Source organism: Acinetobacter sp. ANC 4779 (assembly GCF_004331055.1).
Classification (GTDB): Bacteria; Pseudomonadota; Gammaproteobacteria; order Pseudomonadales; family Moraxellaceae; genus Acinetobacter.
The window spans coordinates 47,215-62,927 of sequence record NZ_SJNU01000014.1 but is presented as its reverse complement, the minus strand read 5'-3'; the positions used below and the strand labels follow the sequence as shown (position 1 = coordinate 62,927).

Here is a 15,713-nt window from a genome sequence, read left to right as displayed (position 1 = left end):
GAAAGTTAACTTGCTAGGATGCCCCATATGCCAACGCTACTATCCAATATTTCTAAACGTATACGCCAAGTGTATCAAAGGGCCGAAGGATTTATTGAAGATGAGCGTGAATTCCCCCTTTCTCAAGTTTTTTTGAATGCTACATTTCAGCGTTTTGTCACCGACAATGTCTCCATGCTCAAAGATTTGCATGCTGACTTGCATGAAGACTGGTTACGTTTATACGCAACCCTGGATGTAAAGGGTCTCTATATTACCCTTTCAGTCGATTTGAAACTGGTACAAATGGAACTGAATAAAGATATCCAGCTTATTGTTTTTGAACAAATCAGTGACACTCAAGTCATTGAAGCAAAATTCAAAAATATTTTCCAGAAACTCGCGGTAAAATTTGCCCTGTTTTTCTACCAAAAAGTCTTGAATAAAGATCCGTTGGGCATGATTCTGGAAAAGCTGAATGTGATTAAAGTCAAAGATGATTTACTCTATTTGGACTTAAACCGCTGGCTCGGTAAAAACCGCTCTATCATTGATACTCTGGCAAAAGTTCATGTCAATCATGCCGTTTTACGCGAGGCTGAACTGGTCATGATGGGCAATGTCAATCTGACCGCATTATTTAAAAAAATGTCGGAACAGCCGGCAGAAGACTGGTCAGCTGAAGAAGAACTGGAAGAAACTCAAGTTAGCCCGATCAAGCAGAAATAGCGCATGATTTAAATTATTTTTGCTGATTAAAATCTGTATTTTTAACTGAAAAAGAATACATAAAGATACAGATTGAATAAAAAATCGAATTTTATCTTCATAATCAAAGCGCATAATAGCAATCAAGCAAAAATTTGCACCTTATTTAAACTTCATAGGAACATTTGACTTATGGCTCACAATGTATTGAAAACGATTGCTTTGGCATCTGGTGTAAGCACTACACTGTTGTTGACTGGTTTCTCAAGCCAAGCATTTGCCATGAGTCCATTTCAGGCAAGTTATCAATTTAGCTATAACGGCAAAAATATGGGCTCGGCAACACGTACTTTAAGCAAGTCGGGAAACAACTGGACCTATGTTTTTGCTGCCAAAGCCGGTGCGATTGCCTCTGCAACTGAAACAAGCCGTTTTAGTTTAAATGGCAACCAAATCTTATCCGGCAGCTTTAACCGTAGCAGTAAGATTTTAGTGCACAACAACAGCATGAGCATTAATTTTAATCCCAATACCAAGACTATTAACACCAAGAAAGATGATAAGGCCCGCTCTTTTGCCTGGAAATCTGGGGTTCTGGATGAGTTAAATGCTGAATTACAATTACGTGAAGATTTAAAAACTTCGGGTTTGAAGTCAAGTTATGCAATTGCCGATGCCAAAGAAATTGAATCACGCCGCTTTGTAAAACAAGGTTCAGAAACAGTTAAAACCTCTTACGGTACTTTTGACACCATTAAAGTCGTGTTGAAACATGACAAGCCAAATCGTGACACAACTTTCTGGTTAGCGCCTAAACTTGACTATGCTCCCGTGAAGGTTTCTCATCAAGATGGCAAAACTTCGTATGGTTTACTGTTAACTGGCTATAAAGGCTCAACGAGTTAATCGATTTGATCAATTTCGCTTGCATTTTTTGAGAGCCTTTTTAAAATACGCTTTTGCTTGAAGAAGCATCTGCCCTTAGAGGAATTCTCCCGTGCACGCACTAGAACAGAAAATCTTAAGTGAAGGTATCGTTCTATCTGATCAAGTTCTGAAAGTTGATTCTTTCTTGAATCATCAAATTGATCCTGTATTAATGCAGCAAATTGGTAAAGAGTTTGCTGACCGCTTTAAAGATGCAGGGATTACAAAGATTATTACCATCGAAGCGTCTGGTATTGCTCCAGCAGTAATGGCAGGTTTAGAACTTGGCGTGCCTGTGATCTTTGCACGTAAATACCAGTCTTTAACTTTAAAAGACGATTTATACCGCTCAAAAGTATTTTCTTTTACTAAACAGATTGAAAGCACCATTGCCATTTCAAACAAGCACATTAGCTCTAGCGATAAAGCATTAGTAATTGATGACTTTTTGGCAAATGGTCAAGCTGCTTTGGGTCTTGCCGATTTAATTCATCAGGCAAATGCTGAAGTTGTGGGTATTGGTATTGTGATTGAAAAATCTTTCCAGCCAGGTCGCCAGATGTTACTGGACAAAGGATATCGTGTTGAATCTTTGGCACGCGTAAAATCTTTGGAAAATGGCACGGTTGAATTTGTTCGTGACTAAGTTTCGAACTTAATGTTTAAAAGGGCGCTTAGGCGCTCTTTTTTATACCTGATCTTTGTTATAAAAGACTCTATGTGAGATCGATCTCCTGTTCGTTGTCTATCAAATTACTTCCTATTTAATTTCTGTAATCTCTAAAATATCTCTTTTTCAGTCTTTCTAGCTCCTTATCAACTTTTTCATCAAATAAGGCTTCAAGAATGGCTACGCTGCGCCGGTCATTATATTGTGTGGCTTCCTAAATATAGTCCAGACTTAAATCCAATAGAAAAAATGTGGTCGCGAGTCAAAGCTCTTCGCAATAAGTTTAGAGTTAAAGATATGGATAAATTATTTAAAGATTACCGTAATGATTTATTTAGTATTTAGCTATAGTTAGTTGATAACGGCTACTGTGTTGAATTTTTTAAGCGATTGCAATTTACAACTCAGATAAACTTTTATGAGTTTCATTCAGCTAGAATCAAGTTGCTATGAAATGTTCCTGATCTGGTAGGTTAGAACATATATACTCTAAATTGTGATGATCCATTATCTGTTTGAAGTAATAAACTGGCTTCATTTCAAGATAACTAAAAGATAAATAATTGATGGAAAAATTTATGCAATGTCCTAAATGCGCATCTTCTGAAGTTGAAAAACGAGATCATGAGAAAAACATCAAGACCATAAGTGGCATCCTTCTTACTTCCGCGGGTGCAACAGCAGGCACAGTCGGCGGCGCAGCAACAGGTGCATCTACAGGGGCAGCAATTGGTGCTGTTGCTGGACCATTAGGGGTTATTTTCGGTGGCACCGTTGGCACATTTGTAGGGGCCATTGCCGTTGGGGTCACTGGCGGTATTCTAGGGAATATTTTCGGCAAAAAAGCCGGTGTCATTATCGATAAAAATGTGTTCTTGGATTATAAGTGCCTTAAGTGCAAACATCGTTTTAAAGAAAAAGTATAATGCTTTAAGGCCTAAATTTTATCCTGGAATTAAAAAAGACCATTTGTTTTAGAATGGTCTTTTTATTTTTATAGATCGATAAAAATTCTATTTAGAAAGTCACCTACTTATGTTTCCTTTCCACTTTAGAAAATCATGAGTTTGTCTGTAGCTTTTTGACCACATCGCCCAATCGCTTGCCCTGCTCTTCACACAAAATTTTTTCATCCTGGCTGAGGCCTAAATCATGGCGTGGACCACTGACATGACTTGCACCATACGGCGTACCACCCGATTTGGTATTGGATAAGGCAGGATTTGCATTCGGTAATCCCATGATCATCATGCCGTGATGGAACAAGGGTGGCAGCATGGTCAATAATGTGCTTTCCTGTCCGCCGTGCATGGAACCCGATGAGGTAAAGACACAGGCCGGTTTTTGGTGTAAAGCACCATTCAGCCAAAGACTGGTGGTCTGATCCCAAAAATATTTCATTTCAGATGCCATATTGCCAAAACGGGTTGGAGAACCGAGTGCCAAACCGGAACAGTTTGCCAAATCCTCTAAAGTACAATAAATATCTCCTTCAGCAGGAATACTTGGCTCCGCTTGTTTGACTACTGTCGATAAATTGGGAACAGTGCGGATTTTTACAGCCATACCTGTAGATTCAATGCCGTTGGCAATTAAATAGGCCATTTCTTTCGTTGAACCATATTTGCTGTAATATAAAACAAGGACATAAGGCTGCATAATTTTTATAAACAAAGCTAAAAAAGAAAACTATACGGTATTTTTCCTTTTTTTTGGTTAAGCTTGATCATGAAAATTCATAAAGATGATTAAAAAAATTGAGACTTTATACCTATGTTAGAAAAGTATTTAAAAAAGCTCCCTTTTTATGACAAGAATTGGTTTCAGTTTGTTTTATTTGTCATAAAACGTTTTGAAGCCGATCGTTGCCGTGAACAGGCTGGTTCATTGACCTATACCACGCTATTTGCAGTGGTGCCCATGCTGACTGTTTTCCTGGTCATCATTTCTTCCATTAAAGCGCTTGAGCCAGCAAGGCAACAATTACAACAACTGATTTATAGTAATTTCTTACCCAGAACCACGATTGCGTTTGATAAAGCCTTTAATGCTTTTACCGATAAATCCAGTAATCTGACCATCATCGGCATTATATTTCTGTTTATCACCACAGTCATGATGCTGACCAGTATTGAAACGGTATTTAACCGAATTTGGCGCGTTCGTGAAACACGTGGCGGCATTATTGGATTCATGCGTTATTGGACCATTATCTCCCTTGGTCCAATTGTATTGGGCAGTGCCTTCGTTATTTCCTCTGCTGTGGCCTCATTCAATGTACTGAGCAATAATTTTGCCGGTTATGAATTAAATGGCGAGTTTATTTTTTGGGGTATTTCCTTTGCCCTGACCATTGTGGGCTTTTTCATTTTAAATTGGACCATTCCCAACCGTAGTGTTCCCATCAAGGCAGCTTTGATTGCCGGGACATTTAGTGCGGTGGTTTTTGAATTATTAAAGAATCTGTTTGGCGTAATCATGTCCAATTTCACCAGTTATGAAATTGTCTATGGTGCTTTTGCTGCCGTGCCGATTTTTCTGTTATGGATTTTCTTGTCCTGGAACATTGTCTTGTTAGGGGTTGAAATCAGTTATGCACTCACCGCCTTTTATTCAGGCAAAGAACAGAAACGCCATCCGGTGATTATGCTGCTGGATTTATTGGAACTGTTTTATAAAAAACAGCTCAAAGGCGAAAGTGTCTCGGATGAAGAAGCGTTGAGTATTTTGGGCCGTGGAGAAATTGGACGCTGGCCGTCTTATGTACTGATGCTGGAGCAACAAAATCTAGTCAAACGTACTGACAAAGATGAGTTTGTTCTCGCAAGAAATTTGGATCACGTCGATTTCTGGAGTTTCTATACCCAGTTACCCTACCCGCTTCCACGCCGTCAGGATATGGGCAATATTCACCCGGACGATGAATGGATGCAAAAACTGGGACCTGCACTGATTGACGCAGATGACTTTCTTGCAGCCAAACTGGCGATTCCCTTATCCAAAATTCTGGAAGAGAAATAGAATTCCAGGTATCTCAACCCGCCAATTATTGAGAAATTCTACTTAATATAGAAACATTTATCCTTCCTCCTTAAAAGTGGAAGGATAGATGGATAACCCAAGCAGAAATAACAAAACCTAAAATAACTGGCCAACGATAATTCAGCTGCTTGGGCAGTATTGAAAAGACAATCGTCAGCGGTGGTCATAGATAATTGATCATCGCACTAATCAGCACCTGATCATGGTTTTGTGACAGAGCAATCGAAAGCAAAATAAAATCTCATATGCCACAAATAAAGCGCCACAACCCCACAGATAAGTTTTCGAGATGTGCTAAAAATGTGGTGTTCCATTCAATACTAAAATAGCCATCGTACTAAAACTATAAATCAGGACTATGGCTGAAACAGGACTTAAGGATTCAGTAATCAGTTTAATCACTGCAACCAGATTTGCCCAAATCGGGTTAGATGACAAGCCTATGAAGGTGGCTTGATTGAATGCTTTCATGTGTTGCTATCTTTCGGTTTCAACCAACCTTGTAAACTCACCACCAATACGCCCGTCATCACCATGACTGTACCGATAATAAAATTCATTTCGATGCTTTCATTGAGCAACCATACGCCAAACAGCATGCCAAATAACGGCGTTAAAAATGAAAACACACCCAAACGTGAAGCCAAATAACTTTTCAGCAGCCAGAACCAGATCAGATAACTGGCAAATGAAATTGCCACGCTATGAAAAATCAAACTACCAATCGTCAGGTTTGTCCAATGAATGCTGGCTTGTCCCAAAATAAAAGTTAAAGGAAACAGCAATACAAAACCACCAGCCAACTGGTAGAACAAAGTTTGTGTCGCCGGTGCATCAGATAGCTTGCTTAAGCGAACGACAATTGTGGTGGCTGCCCAGAGGATGCCTGCCAATAAAGCCAGAAAATCTCCAAACAGCATTTGTGATAGGTCCTGCTCTGAACTGCCGTCACGTCCAATAAACGTCACCACGATGCCTAAAAATGCGATAAAAATACCGCACCACTGCAAAACAGATAAACGTTCAGAAGGCAATTTCCAGTGCAGACCCAAAGCCACGAAAATAGGTGCAGTATAAAGCAGCACAACAGTATGCGATGCAGAAGTAAAGCGGATGGCTTGAGCAAGCATAAAAAATTCAGCAGCAAATAATACAGCCACCGCCAAGCCCGGATACAAATATTCTTTGCTCCACAGTGAATTCCCTTCTGCAAGCTTGATCAGTGGATAAACCATCAAGGCAGAAAGTCCTGATCGCAAGGCAACTTGCATTAAAGAAGAAATATCAGGCGCCGCCATTTTTAAGACAATTTGTTGTAAGCCCCAAAGAATACACAAGCCAAACATGATGCTCGATGCTTGTACATCCAGCGCCTTACGTTCTATCACTATTTTTTCCTTGAAACTTAGCGTATTTTTATGCGTTCAAAGATACGCTAAGCTTCTCAATTTTGAAATTGGAGATGATCCGATTGGTGATAATTTGAAAAGTATTTTGCGTCATATATATTTAAAAAAAGACCGCCTAAGCAGTCCTTTTTTCCATTCAAGGCTTAAGCCTGAACATAGGTTTTCCAGACAAAATCCTGGGTTTGACCTTGTAAGGTCATGGTTAATTGATCCCCTGCTTTTAAGGCTGCCACACCTGATGGCGTACCCGTCATCACCACATCACCCGGTTCTAAAGTAAAGACCTGACTGATGTCGGCAAGCAAAGTCGCAATATCAAAAATCAATAAAGAAGTATCACCTTTTTGACGCAGCTCATCATTGACCTGTAAGGTGTAATGTACGTCTTTCCAGTCTTTAACTTCTGAAAGTGTCACCCAGTCTGCCAACACACACGAACCATCATAGGCTTTGGCACGTTCCCAAGGCTGACCTTTCTTCTTTAAATCATCTTGCAAATCTCGCAGGGTCAAGTCTAAACCTAAAGTTACTGCACCGACTGCTTGCAGGGCTTTGGCTGGGTCAGTTTCTGCTTTTAAAGTACGGTCAATCCTTAAGCTGAGTTCACATTCATAGTGGCAATTGCCCCACTGAGGATTCCATGAAATACCTTGCGCTAAACTTGCCAGACTGCTGGGCGGCTTAATAAATAAAACTGGACGATCAGGAATAGCATTGCCTAATTCTTTGGCATGGTCTGCATAGCTACGACCGACACAGACAATTTTAGATGGACGTGTATTCATGATCTTCCTTTTAATTTACCTTTAAATATTTTAAAACTTATTTTTTAAATGTATTTTCAAATACGGTTTGATCTGCAGCATGCGCAAAAGCACGTTTCGGTATAATAATGACGGTACGGTTTTTCAGTTCGATCATATAGGTCAGCTTACCTATAGCAAAATTTTGCACTTCACTATAGTTGAATATCTGCTTACGACCATTGGCATAAATTTCCGCATAATCTTGAAATAATTCGATGCCCTGTTCACTTTTACCAAACTGGTATTTTACAAATTGACGTTTAAACATCATCGGTAAAAACCAGTAACGCATAATCAATTGCAGAATTAAAAAGAAAGCGCCAAGCGCCACGTAATAGCGACCTACGCCATTAAAGCCGAGGTAAAAACCCCACACAATGATTCCGATACTCACCAACGGGGTAATAAAACGAGTTAATTGTTTTTTACCAAAAGTCGCAAGGGCAAAACCATCTTGTGATTCTTCCAGGTTTAAGGAATAACGTAGTGATAGCGCGGGCTGGGTCTCTGACATATTTCATCATCAAATTATTACAACAATTAAGCTAGATATTACACCAGATTAGCCTTTTCCTTGTGGTTTTTACCGGGCAAAATTACATAAGTTTGCTTCCCAATGCTGTAAAAATTGATTAAAACATCAGCATTCACTGATAAAAAGCATAAACAGGATGTGATATGCAAACCCATAAAAAAAAATGCAGCCTATTGATTCTGTGCTGCCTGATTGGCATGCAGACTTCTGCAAAAATCATTCAATGGAAAGAACAGATTCCCAGTAGCTTAAGTGTATTTCAAGGGAAGGCGCAAAATCTGGCAGATTTGACTGCAAACCGTATTTTGATTTATGCCCATCCTGCACAGGCAATTACTTTACCGACCTTTAAAAATCCGCAAAGTATGACAGGCAAATTTTATACGGGTGCAGTAGTTGTTCCTACAAATAGCCAAAACGTAGCGCGGCTTTTAAGCAACTACAGCCAGTACAATGCACTATTTCCGGTATTAAAGTCTGCAAAGCTCTTGGAGCAACAAGGCAACATTACCCAGATGAAATATCAGGTGTCGATCCCCACCCCCATTCCAATCTTGAACTTTAAAGAAAATGTGTTGATGCAGCATCATCTAACAGCCAACAGTATTTCCACCCTTGTACTGGATGCCCCGATTCCTTACGGCGCGGGTAAAATTGAATGGTTTGACTTGGGCGGAAACAAGACTTTAATTACCGTTACTCAATGGGGCGACTTAAACCATCCCAAAGGTTTTTTATTCAGCACCATTTTAAATGCCCTTCCAGAGGCCAAACTGGGTATTCCGTCTGGCACCAACGCTTTTTTATTAGAAGCCTTGCAACAACATTTTAAAACGTCTAGCTCTCAAATTCTCAAAACTGGAGAATTACCTGAAACCCCATTAAGTTCAACTCAGGTTCAAAAAATTGCAGCATTGAGCCAGTCCTCGCAAGAACCCGTCTCGTTTATTTTGCCATCCAATAAAGTCCGCTATTCGCATGGCCTGGAAAGCATGCGTTTTAGTAGCAGCTATCAATATTTTGCCAAAAGCCCACAACAGTTACAGCATTGGCTGAGTGTGCCTGCTTATCAGGAAATTTTTCCACGCCAGATTAAAAATATTGAGATCACAAAAATTGATCCCAACACCTTTGATGCAGATTATAAAATTTCAGTCGGCTTAGGCGTAATCAATATTCCATTCGATTTTAAGCTGCGTTTTGATTACCCCACCAGCTTAGAAAATGAGTTTCAGGCCGTCGGCGGCGATTTAAAATTTGTCAAAGGCGGAATGCAGCTGATTCCTCAAGGCAACGGTACTTTATTAAAGATCACCAGCGCCATGAAAATTCACGACAAAGCACCATTCCTGCTTCGGGCGATGCGCAGCATGCCTTATCACGACATGTTGCCTGCGTTGGGTGGCAATACCGTATTGGCATTAAAGATTAAGCAGAAGATGAAATAATTCTTTAACAGATTTACTTTATGCTAGACACAAAAAAACCGCAACATGTGCGGTTTCTTCCAGTTTTAACATCTGTCGATGTGATCAAGTTGGTGCGCTCAGAGAGATTCGAACTCCCGACCCCTTAGTTCGTAGCCAAGTGCTCTATCCAGCTGAGCTATGAGCGCGACGTCTTGATGTGCTGCATTATACGCGTTTTTAACTTTCTGTTAAGTGATTTTTAACAAATCCGTAACCAAGTGAACAGTTATTGGGCAAAATTGGATTTTTCATCTATTTTTTAAACAAAAGCCATGTTCGTCATTTTTCATCAGATCAAAACTGATCCCATAAAAAACCATGATTTAATGATTTGTATTCCCCCACTCTAGCCGTTTTCATCTTTCCTACTCCCTGGTAATAAGTGCACACCACACCACTTGAGCTGACCAAGTGATCCGTTAATTCAAAAGCCGTAGCAGCTAAACCCTCAGCAAGTAAACGTTTATCTGTACCCAGGATAATTAGAAAAGTCATCCAACCAAGTTCATCAACCAGATCAGGTTTGATTGGCACTGCCATGAACTTTGAGATCAGCACCTTCTGAGGCTTTAAGCTTCTTCAGATCATCGACATTTTTCAAAAAGACAAAACAAGGTGTTCTTTTCTAAAAGAATATCTATAGACGACATCCATTTTTGCATAATGGTATCGACTACTTCTTCTGTGTTAGAAAATAAGGCGCAACCCAGCCGCCCTATTTAAACTCGCTGGATGAATCTTCTTCTGGTTCGCCTGGTGCTTGAATCACAGCATCTAGCGTTATAAATTCCTAAACAATAATCTTTCTGTTCTTATTTTTCTCGTATCAGCCATGCATTTTTATTTTATAGCCTCGTACTGGGGTTTATTATTCAGCTTATGTCAATGCTAAAAAGTTCAGACGCAAAAAAACCGCAACATGTGCGGTTTCTTCCATTTTTACATCTGTCGATGTGTTCAAGTTGGTGCGCTCAGAGAGATTCGAACTCCCGACCCCTTAGTTCGTAGCCAAGTGCTCTATCCAGCTGAGCTATGAGCGCATACTTGAGTTGCCTTTCAGCATTCGTTACATTTACGTTTAACTTGATTGGTGCGCTCAGAGAGATTCGAACTCCCGACCCCTTAGTTCGTAGCCAAGTGCTCTATCCAGCTGAGCTATGAGCGCATTTCAAGTTATTCGTGGCGGTGAGAGAGGGATTCGAACCCTCGGTGGGCTTTAAGACCCACGCTCCCTTAGCAGGGGAGTACCTTCAGCCACTCGGCCACCTCACCGTAACGAGCCGCCATAATACAAACTAAACTCTACTTCTTCAAGTGACATTTCAAAAATTTCCAATATTTTTAATCAATCATCTATTTTTTAAACGATTTCCTAGATTATTGCCCTCTTTTCTCGCTTTTCTCGACAGTTGCTCGTGTGAAATGTGCGGCTTCCCTGTAAAATTGGAATTGAAAACACAATATTGCAATCATTTTCGTGCAGTATCATGCTGCATGACTTATGCTAATCCTATCTTCTGACATGAAGCCAAAGACATTATGAAAAATTGGGTCGATCCTGAAGCCAAGGCTGAAGCCGAACGTTATGACAATCCTATTCCCAGCCGTATTCTCATTTCAGAAACGATTGAAAAATTACAAGCACCACAATCTCATGCAGATTTAGTGGAACACTTTAATATTGCAGATGAAAGAAGTATAGAAGCACTCAGCCATCGTTTAAGTGCCATGGTACGCGATGGTCAGTTGATGAAAGATGGCTTTAAGTTCGTGCTCGCAACCAGCCAGCCGATTCATGAAGCCACCGTGTACATCAACTCGAAAGGTTTAGGTACTGCGAACATTTCCGATCATGATGATATTTTATTGCCTGAACGTGAACTGCGTTTGGTCTTTAATGGTGACCGCGTTAAAGTTCGTCAGACTTCTGTTGACCGTAAAGGTAAAGCTTGGGGTTTTATTACCGAAGTTGTGCAGCATCGTGTAAAAGAGATTATTGGTAAAGTTGCGGTATATGACGGCGAATATTTTATTCAACCCGCGAATCCAAATGCACATCAGCCGATTACCTTAGAAAAAGAACTGATTGAGCATGCCCAAGTCAAAGTCGGTGATTCTGTTCGTGTCGCCATTGATGACTACCCGACCCGTGAAGAGTTAGCTACCGGACACATCGTGCAATCGATGGCGGATAAGGCCGACACTGAAATCATTATTCCACAAACCATTTTAGAATTTGGTTTGCCGTATGAATTTCCAGAAGAAGTGGTTCGTGAAGCAGAAAGCTTTAAGGAACCGAACGAACAGGATCTTCAGGGTCGTATCGATTTACGCGATTTAGCATTAGTGACCATTGATGGTGAAGATGCGCGCGACTTTGACGATGCAGTATATGCAGAAAAACGTCCAGGTGGCGGTTACCGCGTGGTGGTGGCTATTGCAGACGTCAGTCATTATGTCCGTACCGATCATCCTCTGGATGAGGAAGCCAAAGAACGTGGCACCTCGGTATATTTCCCGCACTATGTTTTGCCAATGTTGCCTGAAGCACTTTCCAATGGTCTGTGTTCACTCAATCCTCACCTAGATCGCTTATGTATGGTGTGTGATTTAACCTTGTCTCGTGCAGGCAAAGTGACTGGCTTCCAGTTCTATCCATCGGTGATGCATTCAAAAGCTCGTTTAACCTATACACAGGTTGCGCAATATTTTGATGGCGAAAGCGATGCGATTCCTGACGACCGCAGTGTGCACAAATCATTGAATACCCTGTTCCAGCTTTATCAGATTCTCAAAGGTTTACGTTCACAGCGCCATGCGATGGAATTCGAAACTGTTGAAACCTATATGACTTTTGATGAGTTGGGCGGAATTAAAGAAATTCTGCCTCGTTCACGCAATGAAGCGCATAAGCTGATTGAAGAATGCATGTTGCTGGCCAACGTTGCAGCAGCAGAATATGCATTAGAAAATGACATTCCAATGTTGTACCGTGTGCATGAGCCACCTGAATTTTCACGTATCCAGAAAGTTCGTGAATATGTGAAGTTGCTTGGCTTGCCATTCCCTGAACAGCCGACCCAAAAAGATTACCAAGCGGTGATTGATGCGACCAAAGACCGTATTGATGCGCCAAGTATTCATGCCGTGTTGTTGCGTTCAATGATGCAGGCCTATTACGGCGCAAACAACGCCGGACATTTTGGTTTGGCCTATGATGCCTATACGCACTTCACCTCCCCAATTCGTCGTTACCCTGACTTGTTGTTGCACCGTGCTATCAAAGCGCATCTGAAACAAAAGCCTTTTGCGCTTTCAGGTGCCGCTTTAGATGATGCCGGCGAGCATTTCTCAAAAACTGAACGCCGTGCCGATGAAGCTTCTCGCTCTGTCACCACCTGGTTGAAATGTCACTATATGCAGCAGCATTTAGGTGAAGAGTTCGTGGGGATTATCAGTGCAGTCGCTGAATTTGGTTTATTCGTCACCCTTAAAGACCTGTATGTCGATGGCATGATTCACGTCAGCCAGTTGGGTGATGACTTCTTTGTTTATGATCAAGCCAGCCAAAGCCTGATCGGTCAAAGCCGTGGTCAGACCTTTAGTTTGGGCGATGAGGTTAAAATCAAAGTCGCAGCCGTGAATCTGGAAGATCGCAAAATTGACTTTCAACTGCTACAACAAATGACCCATGCCGGTCGTGCAATTCGTAGCCGAGCACCGCGTGTAGCCAACACCACAGCGAAAGAAGATGTTTATAACCCTCGCGCCAAAGCGGTGGTGAATCAAGATGGTGAACAGCCTATTCGCAAGAAAAAGCCAAAAACCAAATCCGCTTCTTTTGCTAAAAAGTCAGATAGAAAGCCGTCAGCTAAATCAGACCTAAAAGCAAAAGATAAGTTGAAGAAAAAGGCTAAGCCGAAAAAGAAAAAGGATAATGCAAAACCTAAAATAGAGTAATTTTTAAAAATTAAGCCCTACTTGTGTAGGGCTTTTTTTATTGATCATCAATATTCATATGTATTTACCCATAAACGCAGTATAGACCTTGATTTCCTGCTGCCTAAGCCCTACATCTACTATTAAGTTAATAAATGATATGGCGTATTAGAAATGACTTTAGAAAAGGCGACCTTGCCCGTTCCACAATTTGATCAAATTCAACTTGCAGACTTAAAACAACAGATTGAACAAGCCATTCAACAAGGACAAAACTTTTTAACTGAGTTAACCGAAGTCCCGGAAAGTATTCAGGCACAACTGGCCGTATTGGATCAAGTCGATAGCCTTGAAAATAATATGAGTGAATCTTGGGGTGTGCTATCCCATCTCAACGCGGTGATGAACAACGCAGAAACCCGTGAACTCTATCAAGCATTGCTTCCTGCTTTAAGCGAATACTATACCCAACTGGGTCAACACACGGCGTTGTACCAAACCTATCAACAGGTGCATGACGAAACTGTGTTTAATACATTATCGGCAGCACAGCAAAGTGCGATTAAACTGGCACTGCGTGACTTTAAACTTTCAGGCGTGGCTTTAGAAGGCGAGGCCAAAACACGTTATGCGGAAATTTCTGCTCGCTTATCTCAACTTTCATCCGACTTCTCAAATCATGTGCTTGATGCAACACAAGCCTACTTCAAACCCCTCACTGAAGAGCAACTCAAAGGTTTACCGCAAAGCAGCATCGACCTATTAAAGCAATATGGTCAGCAACGTGAACTAGAACAAGCGGTTGCTACTTTAGATATTCCATCTTATCTTGCCATCATGACCTATGCAGCTGACCGTAGCTTACGTGAGGAACTGTATAAAGCCTACACTACACGTGCCTCAGATCTGTCTGAGCATCCTGAATTTGACAATACGCAGGTGATGGAAGAAATTTTAAGCCTGCGTCATGAACTGGCTCAGCTATTAGGTTTTAACAATTATGCAGAGCTTTCACTGGCCAGCAAAATGGCACCTGATGTCGAAACTGTCGATAAATTTTTGGTCGACTTGGCCGAACATGCACGTGCACCGGCAACGCAAGAAATTGCCGAACTCAAAGCCATCGCCTCTCAAGACGGTATTCATGATTTACAGCCCTGGGATACTGGCTACTATTCTGAAAAGCTTAAAGTTCAGCAATTCAATTTATCCCAGGAGTCATTAAAGCCCTATTTCCCGGCACCAAAAATTCTGCAAGGTTTATTTAGTATTGTGAATCGTCTTTACGGCATCAATATTGTGGAACGCGAAGCTCCGGTTTGGCATACAGATGCACGCTACTTTGAACTGGAAGATCAAGGCACGGTGGTGGGCGGTTTTTACTTTGATCTGTACGCCCGCAGTGGCAAACGCGGTGGCGCATGGATGAGTGGCTTCCGTTCACGCATGCAAACCAAACAAGGTTTGCAAAAACCGATTTGCTACATGGTGTGTAATTTCACTCCTGCGGTCGGTGATCAACCTGCCCTGCTCACTCATGATGAAGTCAATACCTTATTTCATGAATTTGGCCATGGCTTGCATCACATGCTAACTGAGGTCGACCATATTGCCGTAGCGGGCACCCACGGCGTAGACTGGGACGCGGTCGAGCTGCCAAGCCAGTTTATGGAATTCTGGACTTGGGATACCGAAAGTCTGGATCTGCTCAGCGAACACATCGAAACCAAAAAGCATTTACCGCAAGACTTGTTAAAAGCTTTACTGGATGCACGTTTCTTTCAGTCGGGTATGCAAACCTTGCGTCAAATCGAATTTGCCCTATTTGACTTATCCATCCACAAGCACAGTTCCCCTTTAAATGCAGCACAAGTCCAAGCCACCCTGGACGATATTCGCCAAAAATATGCGGTAGCGCCAACAGCAAGTTATAACCGTTTCCAGCATAGTTTTAGCCATATTTTTGCCGGGGGCTATGCCGCAGGCTATTACTCGTATAAATGGGCGGAAGTTTTAGCCAGTGATGCCTTCGACCGTTTCGAAAAAGAAGGGGTTTTTAACATTCAGACCGGAAAAGAATTTCGTCAATTTATTCTAGCAGTTGGCGGAAAAGATACAGCACTTGATGCGTTTATCAATTTCCGCGGACGCGAGCCGAAAATAGATGCTTTATTACGTCATCAAGGTTGGACGAACCCCGCTAAAAACGCTTAAACTAGGCGTCTTAGA

General features: G+C 41.4%; 14 protein-coding genes, 4 tRNA genes and 1 pseudogene. 9 read left to right on the top strand and 10 right to left on the bottom strand.

Annotation, left to right across the window (positions count from 1 at the left end; genetic code table 11):
- Positions 1–27 precede the first annotated feature (27 nt).
- The 5 genes from E0H80_RS14760 to E0H80_RS14740 all read left to right on the top strand — a co-directional run bounded on the left by E0H80_RS14760 (position 28) and on the right by E0H80_RS14740 (position 3,210).
- On the top strand, positions 28–708 hold the full coding sequence (locus E0H80_RS14760; protein WP_131366956.1) for a hypothetical protein: 681 nt from the start codon (positions 28–30) through the stop codon (positions 706–708).
- Between the two features lie 171 nt (positions 709–879).
- The gene (locus E0H80_RS14755; protein WP_131366954.1) at positions 880–1,593 is read left to right on the top strand and encodes a DUF3108 domain-containing protein; all 714 of its coding nucleotides are present in this window, start codon (positions 880–882) and stop codon (positions 1,591–1,593) included.
- A gap of 91 nt (positions 1,594–1,684) precedes the next feature.
- Positions 1,685–2,260 (top strand): xanthine phosphoribosyltransferase, encoded by a 576-nt coding sequence (locus E0H80_RS14750; protein WP_131366952.1) that lies wholly within the window; start codon positions 1,685–1,687, stop codon positions 2,258–2,260.
- A gap of 141 nt (positions 2,261–2,401) precedes the next feature.
- Positions 2,402–2,629: a transposase gene (locus tag E0H80_RS17165; protein ID WP_131366979.1), complete on the top strand. Its 228-nt coding sequence runs from the start codon at positions 2,402–2,404 to the stop codon at positions 2,627–2,629.
- A gap of 221 nt (positions 2,630–2,850) precedes the next feature.
- Entirely contained in the window at positions 2,851–3,210 is a 360-nt protein-coding gene (locus E0H80_RS14740) for a hypothetical protein (RefSeq protein ID WP_067868495.1), read from the top strand.
- A 133-nt stretch (positions 3,211–3,343) separates the two neighbouring features.
- Here the strand turns inward: E0H80_RS14740 and wrbA are convergent, their stop codons facing one another.
- The gene (gene wrbA, locus E0H80_RS14735; RefSeq protein WP_131366950.1) at positions 3,344–3,943 is read right to left on the bottom strand and encodes an NAD(P)H:quinone oxidoreductase; all 600 of its coding nucleotides are present in this window, start codon (positions 3,941–3,943) and stop codon (positions 3,344–3,346) included.
- A 114-nt stretch (positions 3,944–4,057) separates the two neighbouring features.
- Here wrbA and E0H80_RS14730 point away from each other — a divergent pair, with 114 nt between their 5' ends.
- Positions 4,058–5,305: a YihY family inner membrane protein gene (locus E0H80_RS14730; RefSeq protein WP_131366948.1), complete on the top strand. Its 1,248-nt coding sequence runs from the start codon at positions 4,058–4,060 to the stop codon at positions 5,303–5,305.
- Positions 5,306–5,408: 103 nt separating this feature from the next.
- Here the strand turns inward: E0H80_RS14730 and E0H80_RS17160 are convergent.
- From E0H80_RS17160 to E0H80_RS14710, 4 genes and pseudogenes are all read right to left on the bottom strand, one after another.
- A pseudogene (locus tag E0H80_RS17160) lies at positions 5,409–5,797 on the bottom strand (EamA family transporter); the annotation flags it as partial.
- Positions 5,794–6,672: an EamA family transporter gene (locus E0H80_RS14720; RefSeq protein WP_171457840.1), complete on the bottom strand. Its 879-nt coding sequence runs from the start codon at positions 6,670–6,672 to the stop codon at positions 5,794–5,796. The pseudogene E0H80_RS17160 and the gene E0H80_RS14720, both read right to left, overlap by 4 nt.
- A gap of 206 nt (positions 6,673–6,878) precedes the next feature.
- Positions 6,879–7,520: a fumarylacetoacetate hydrolase family protein gene (locus tag E0H80_RS14715; protein ID WP_131366944.1), complete on the bottom strand. Its 642-nt coding sequence runs from the start codon at positions 7,518–7,520 to the stop codon at positions 6,879–6,881.
- A 37-nt stretch (positions 7,521–7,557) separates the two neighbouring features.
- On the bottom strand, positions 7,558–8,055 hold the full coding sequence (locus E0H80_RS14710; protein ID WP_067868506.1) for a YcxB family protein: 498 nt from the start codon (positions 8,053–8,055) through the stop codon (positions 7,558–7,560).
- A gap of 164 nt (positions 8,056–8,219) precedes the next feature.
- Between E0H80_RS14710 and E0H80_RS14705 the strand changes: the two genes are divergently transcribed.
- A complete protein-coding gene (locus E0H80_RS14705; protein WP_131366942.1) occupies positions 8,220–9,524 on the top strand; it encodes an SRPBCC family protein in 1,305 nt (434 codons plus the stop codon).
- A 90-nt stretch (positions 9,525–9,614) separates the two neighbouring features.
- On the opposite strand, the gene E0H80_RS14700 is transcribed toward E0H80_RS14705, so the two are convergent.
- The 5 genes from E0H80_RS14700 to E0H80_RS14680 form a co-directional block, all read right to left on the bottom strand.
- A tRNA-Arg gene (locus E0H80_RS14700) sits at positions 9,615–9,691 on the bottom strand.
- Positions 9,692–9,839: 148 nt separating this feature from the next.
- On the bottom strand, positions 9,840–10,085 hold the full coding sequence (locus tag E0H80_RS16925; protein WP_228260004.1) for a hypothetical protein: 246 nt from the start codon (positions 10,083–10,085) through the stop codon (positions 9,840–9,842).
- A gap of 423 nt (positions 10,086–10,508) precedes the next feature.
- Positions 10,509–10,585, bottom strand: a tRNA-Arg gene (locus E0H80_RS14690).
- A 48-nt stretch (positions 10,586–10,633) separates the two neighbouring features.
- Positions 10,634–10,710, bottom strand: a tRNA-Arg gene (locus tag E0H80_RS14685).
- 15 nt (positions 10,711–10,725) lie between these two features.
- Positions 10,726–10,817 (bottom strand) — tRNA-Ser (locus E0H80_RS14680).
- A 264-nt stretch (positions 10,818–11,081) separates the two neighbouring features.
- Here E0H80_RS14680 and rnr point away from each other — a divergent pair.
- Positions 11,082–13,505 (top strand): ribonuclease R, encoded by a 2,424-nt coding sequence (gene rnr / locus E0H80_RS14675; protein ID WP_213073410.1) that lies wholly within the window; start codon positions 11,082–11,084, stop codon positions 13,503–13,505.
- A 153-nt stretch (positions 13,506–13,658) separates the two neighbouring features.
- Positions 13,659–15,698 carry a M3 family metallopeptidase gene (locus tag E0H80_RS14670; protein ID WP_131366939.1) on the top strand — a complete coding sequence of 680 codons (2,040 nt, stop codon included), beginning with the start codon at positions 13,659–13,661 and terminating at the stop codon, positions 15,696–15,698.
- Positions 15,699–15,713 lie beyond the last annotated feature (15 nt).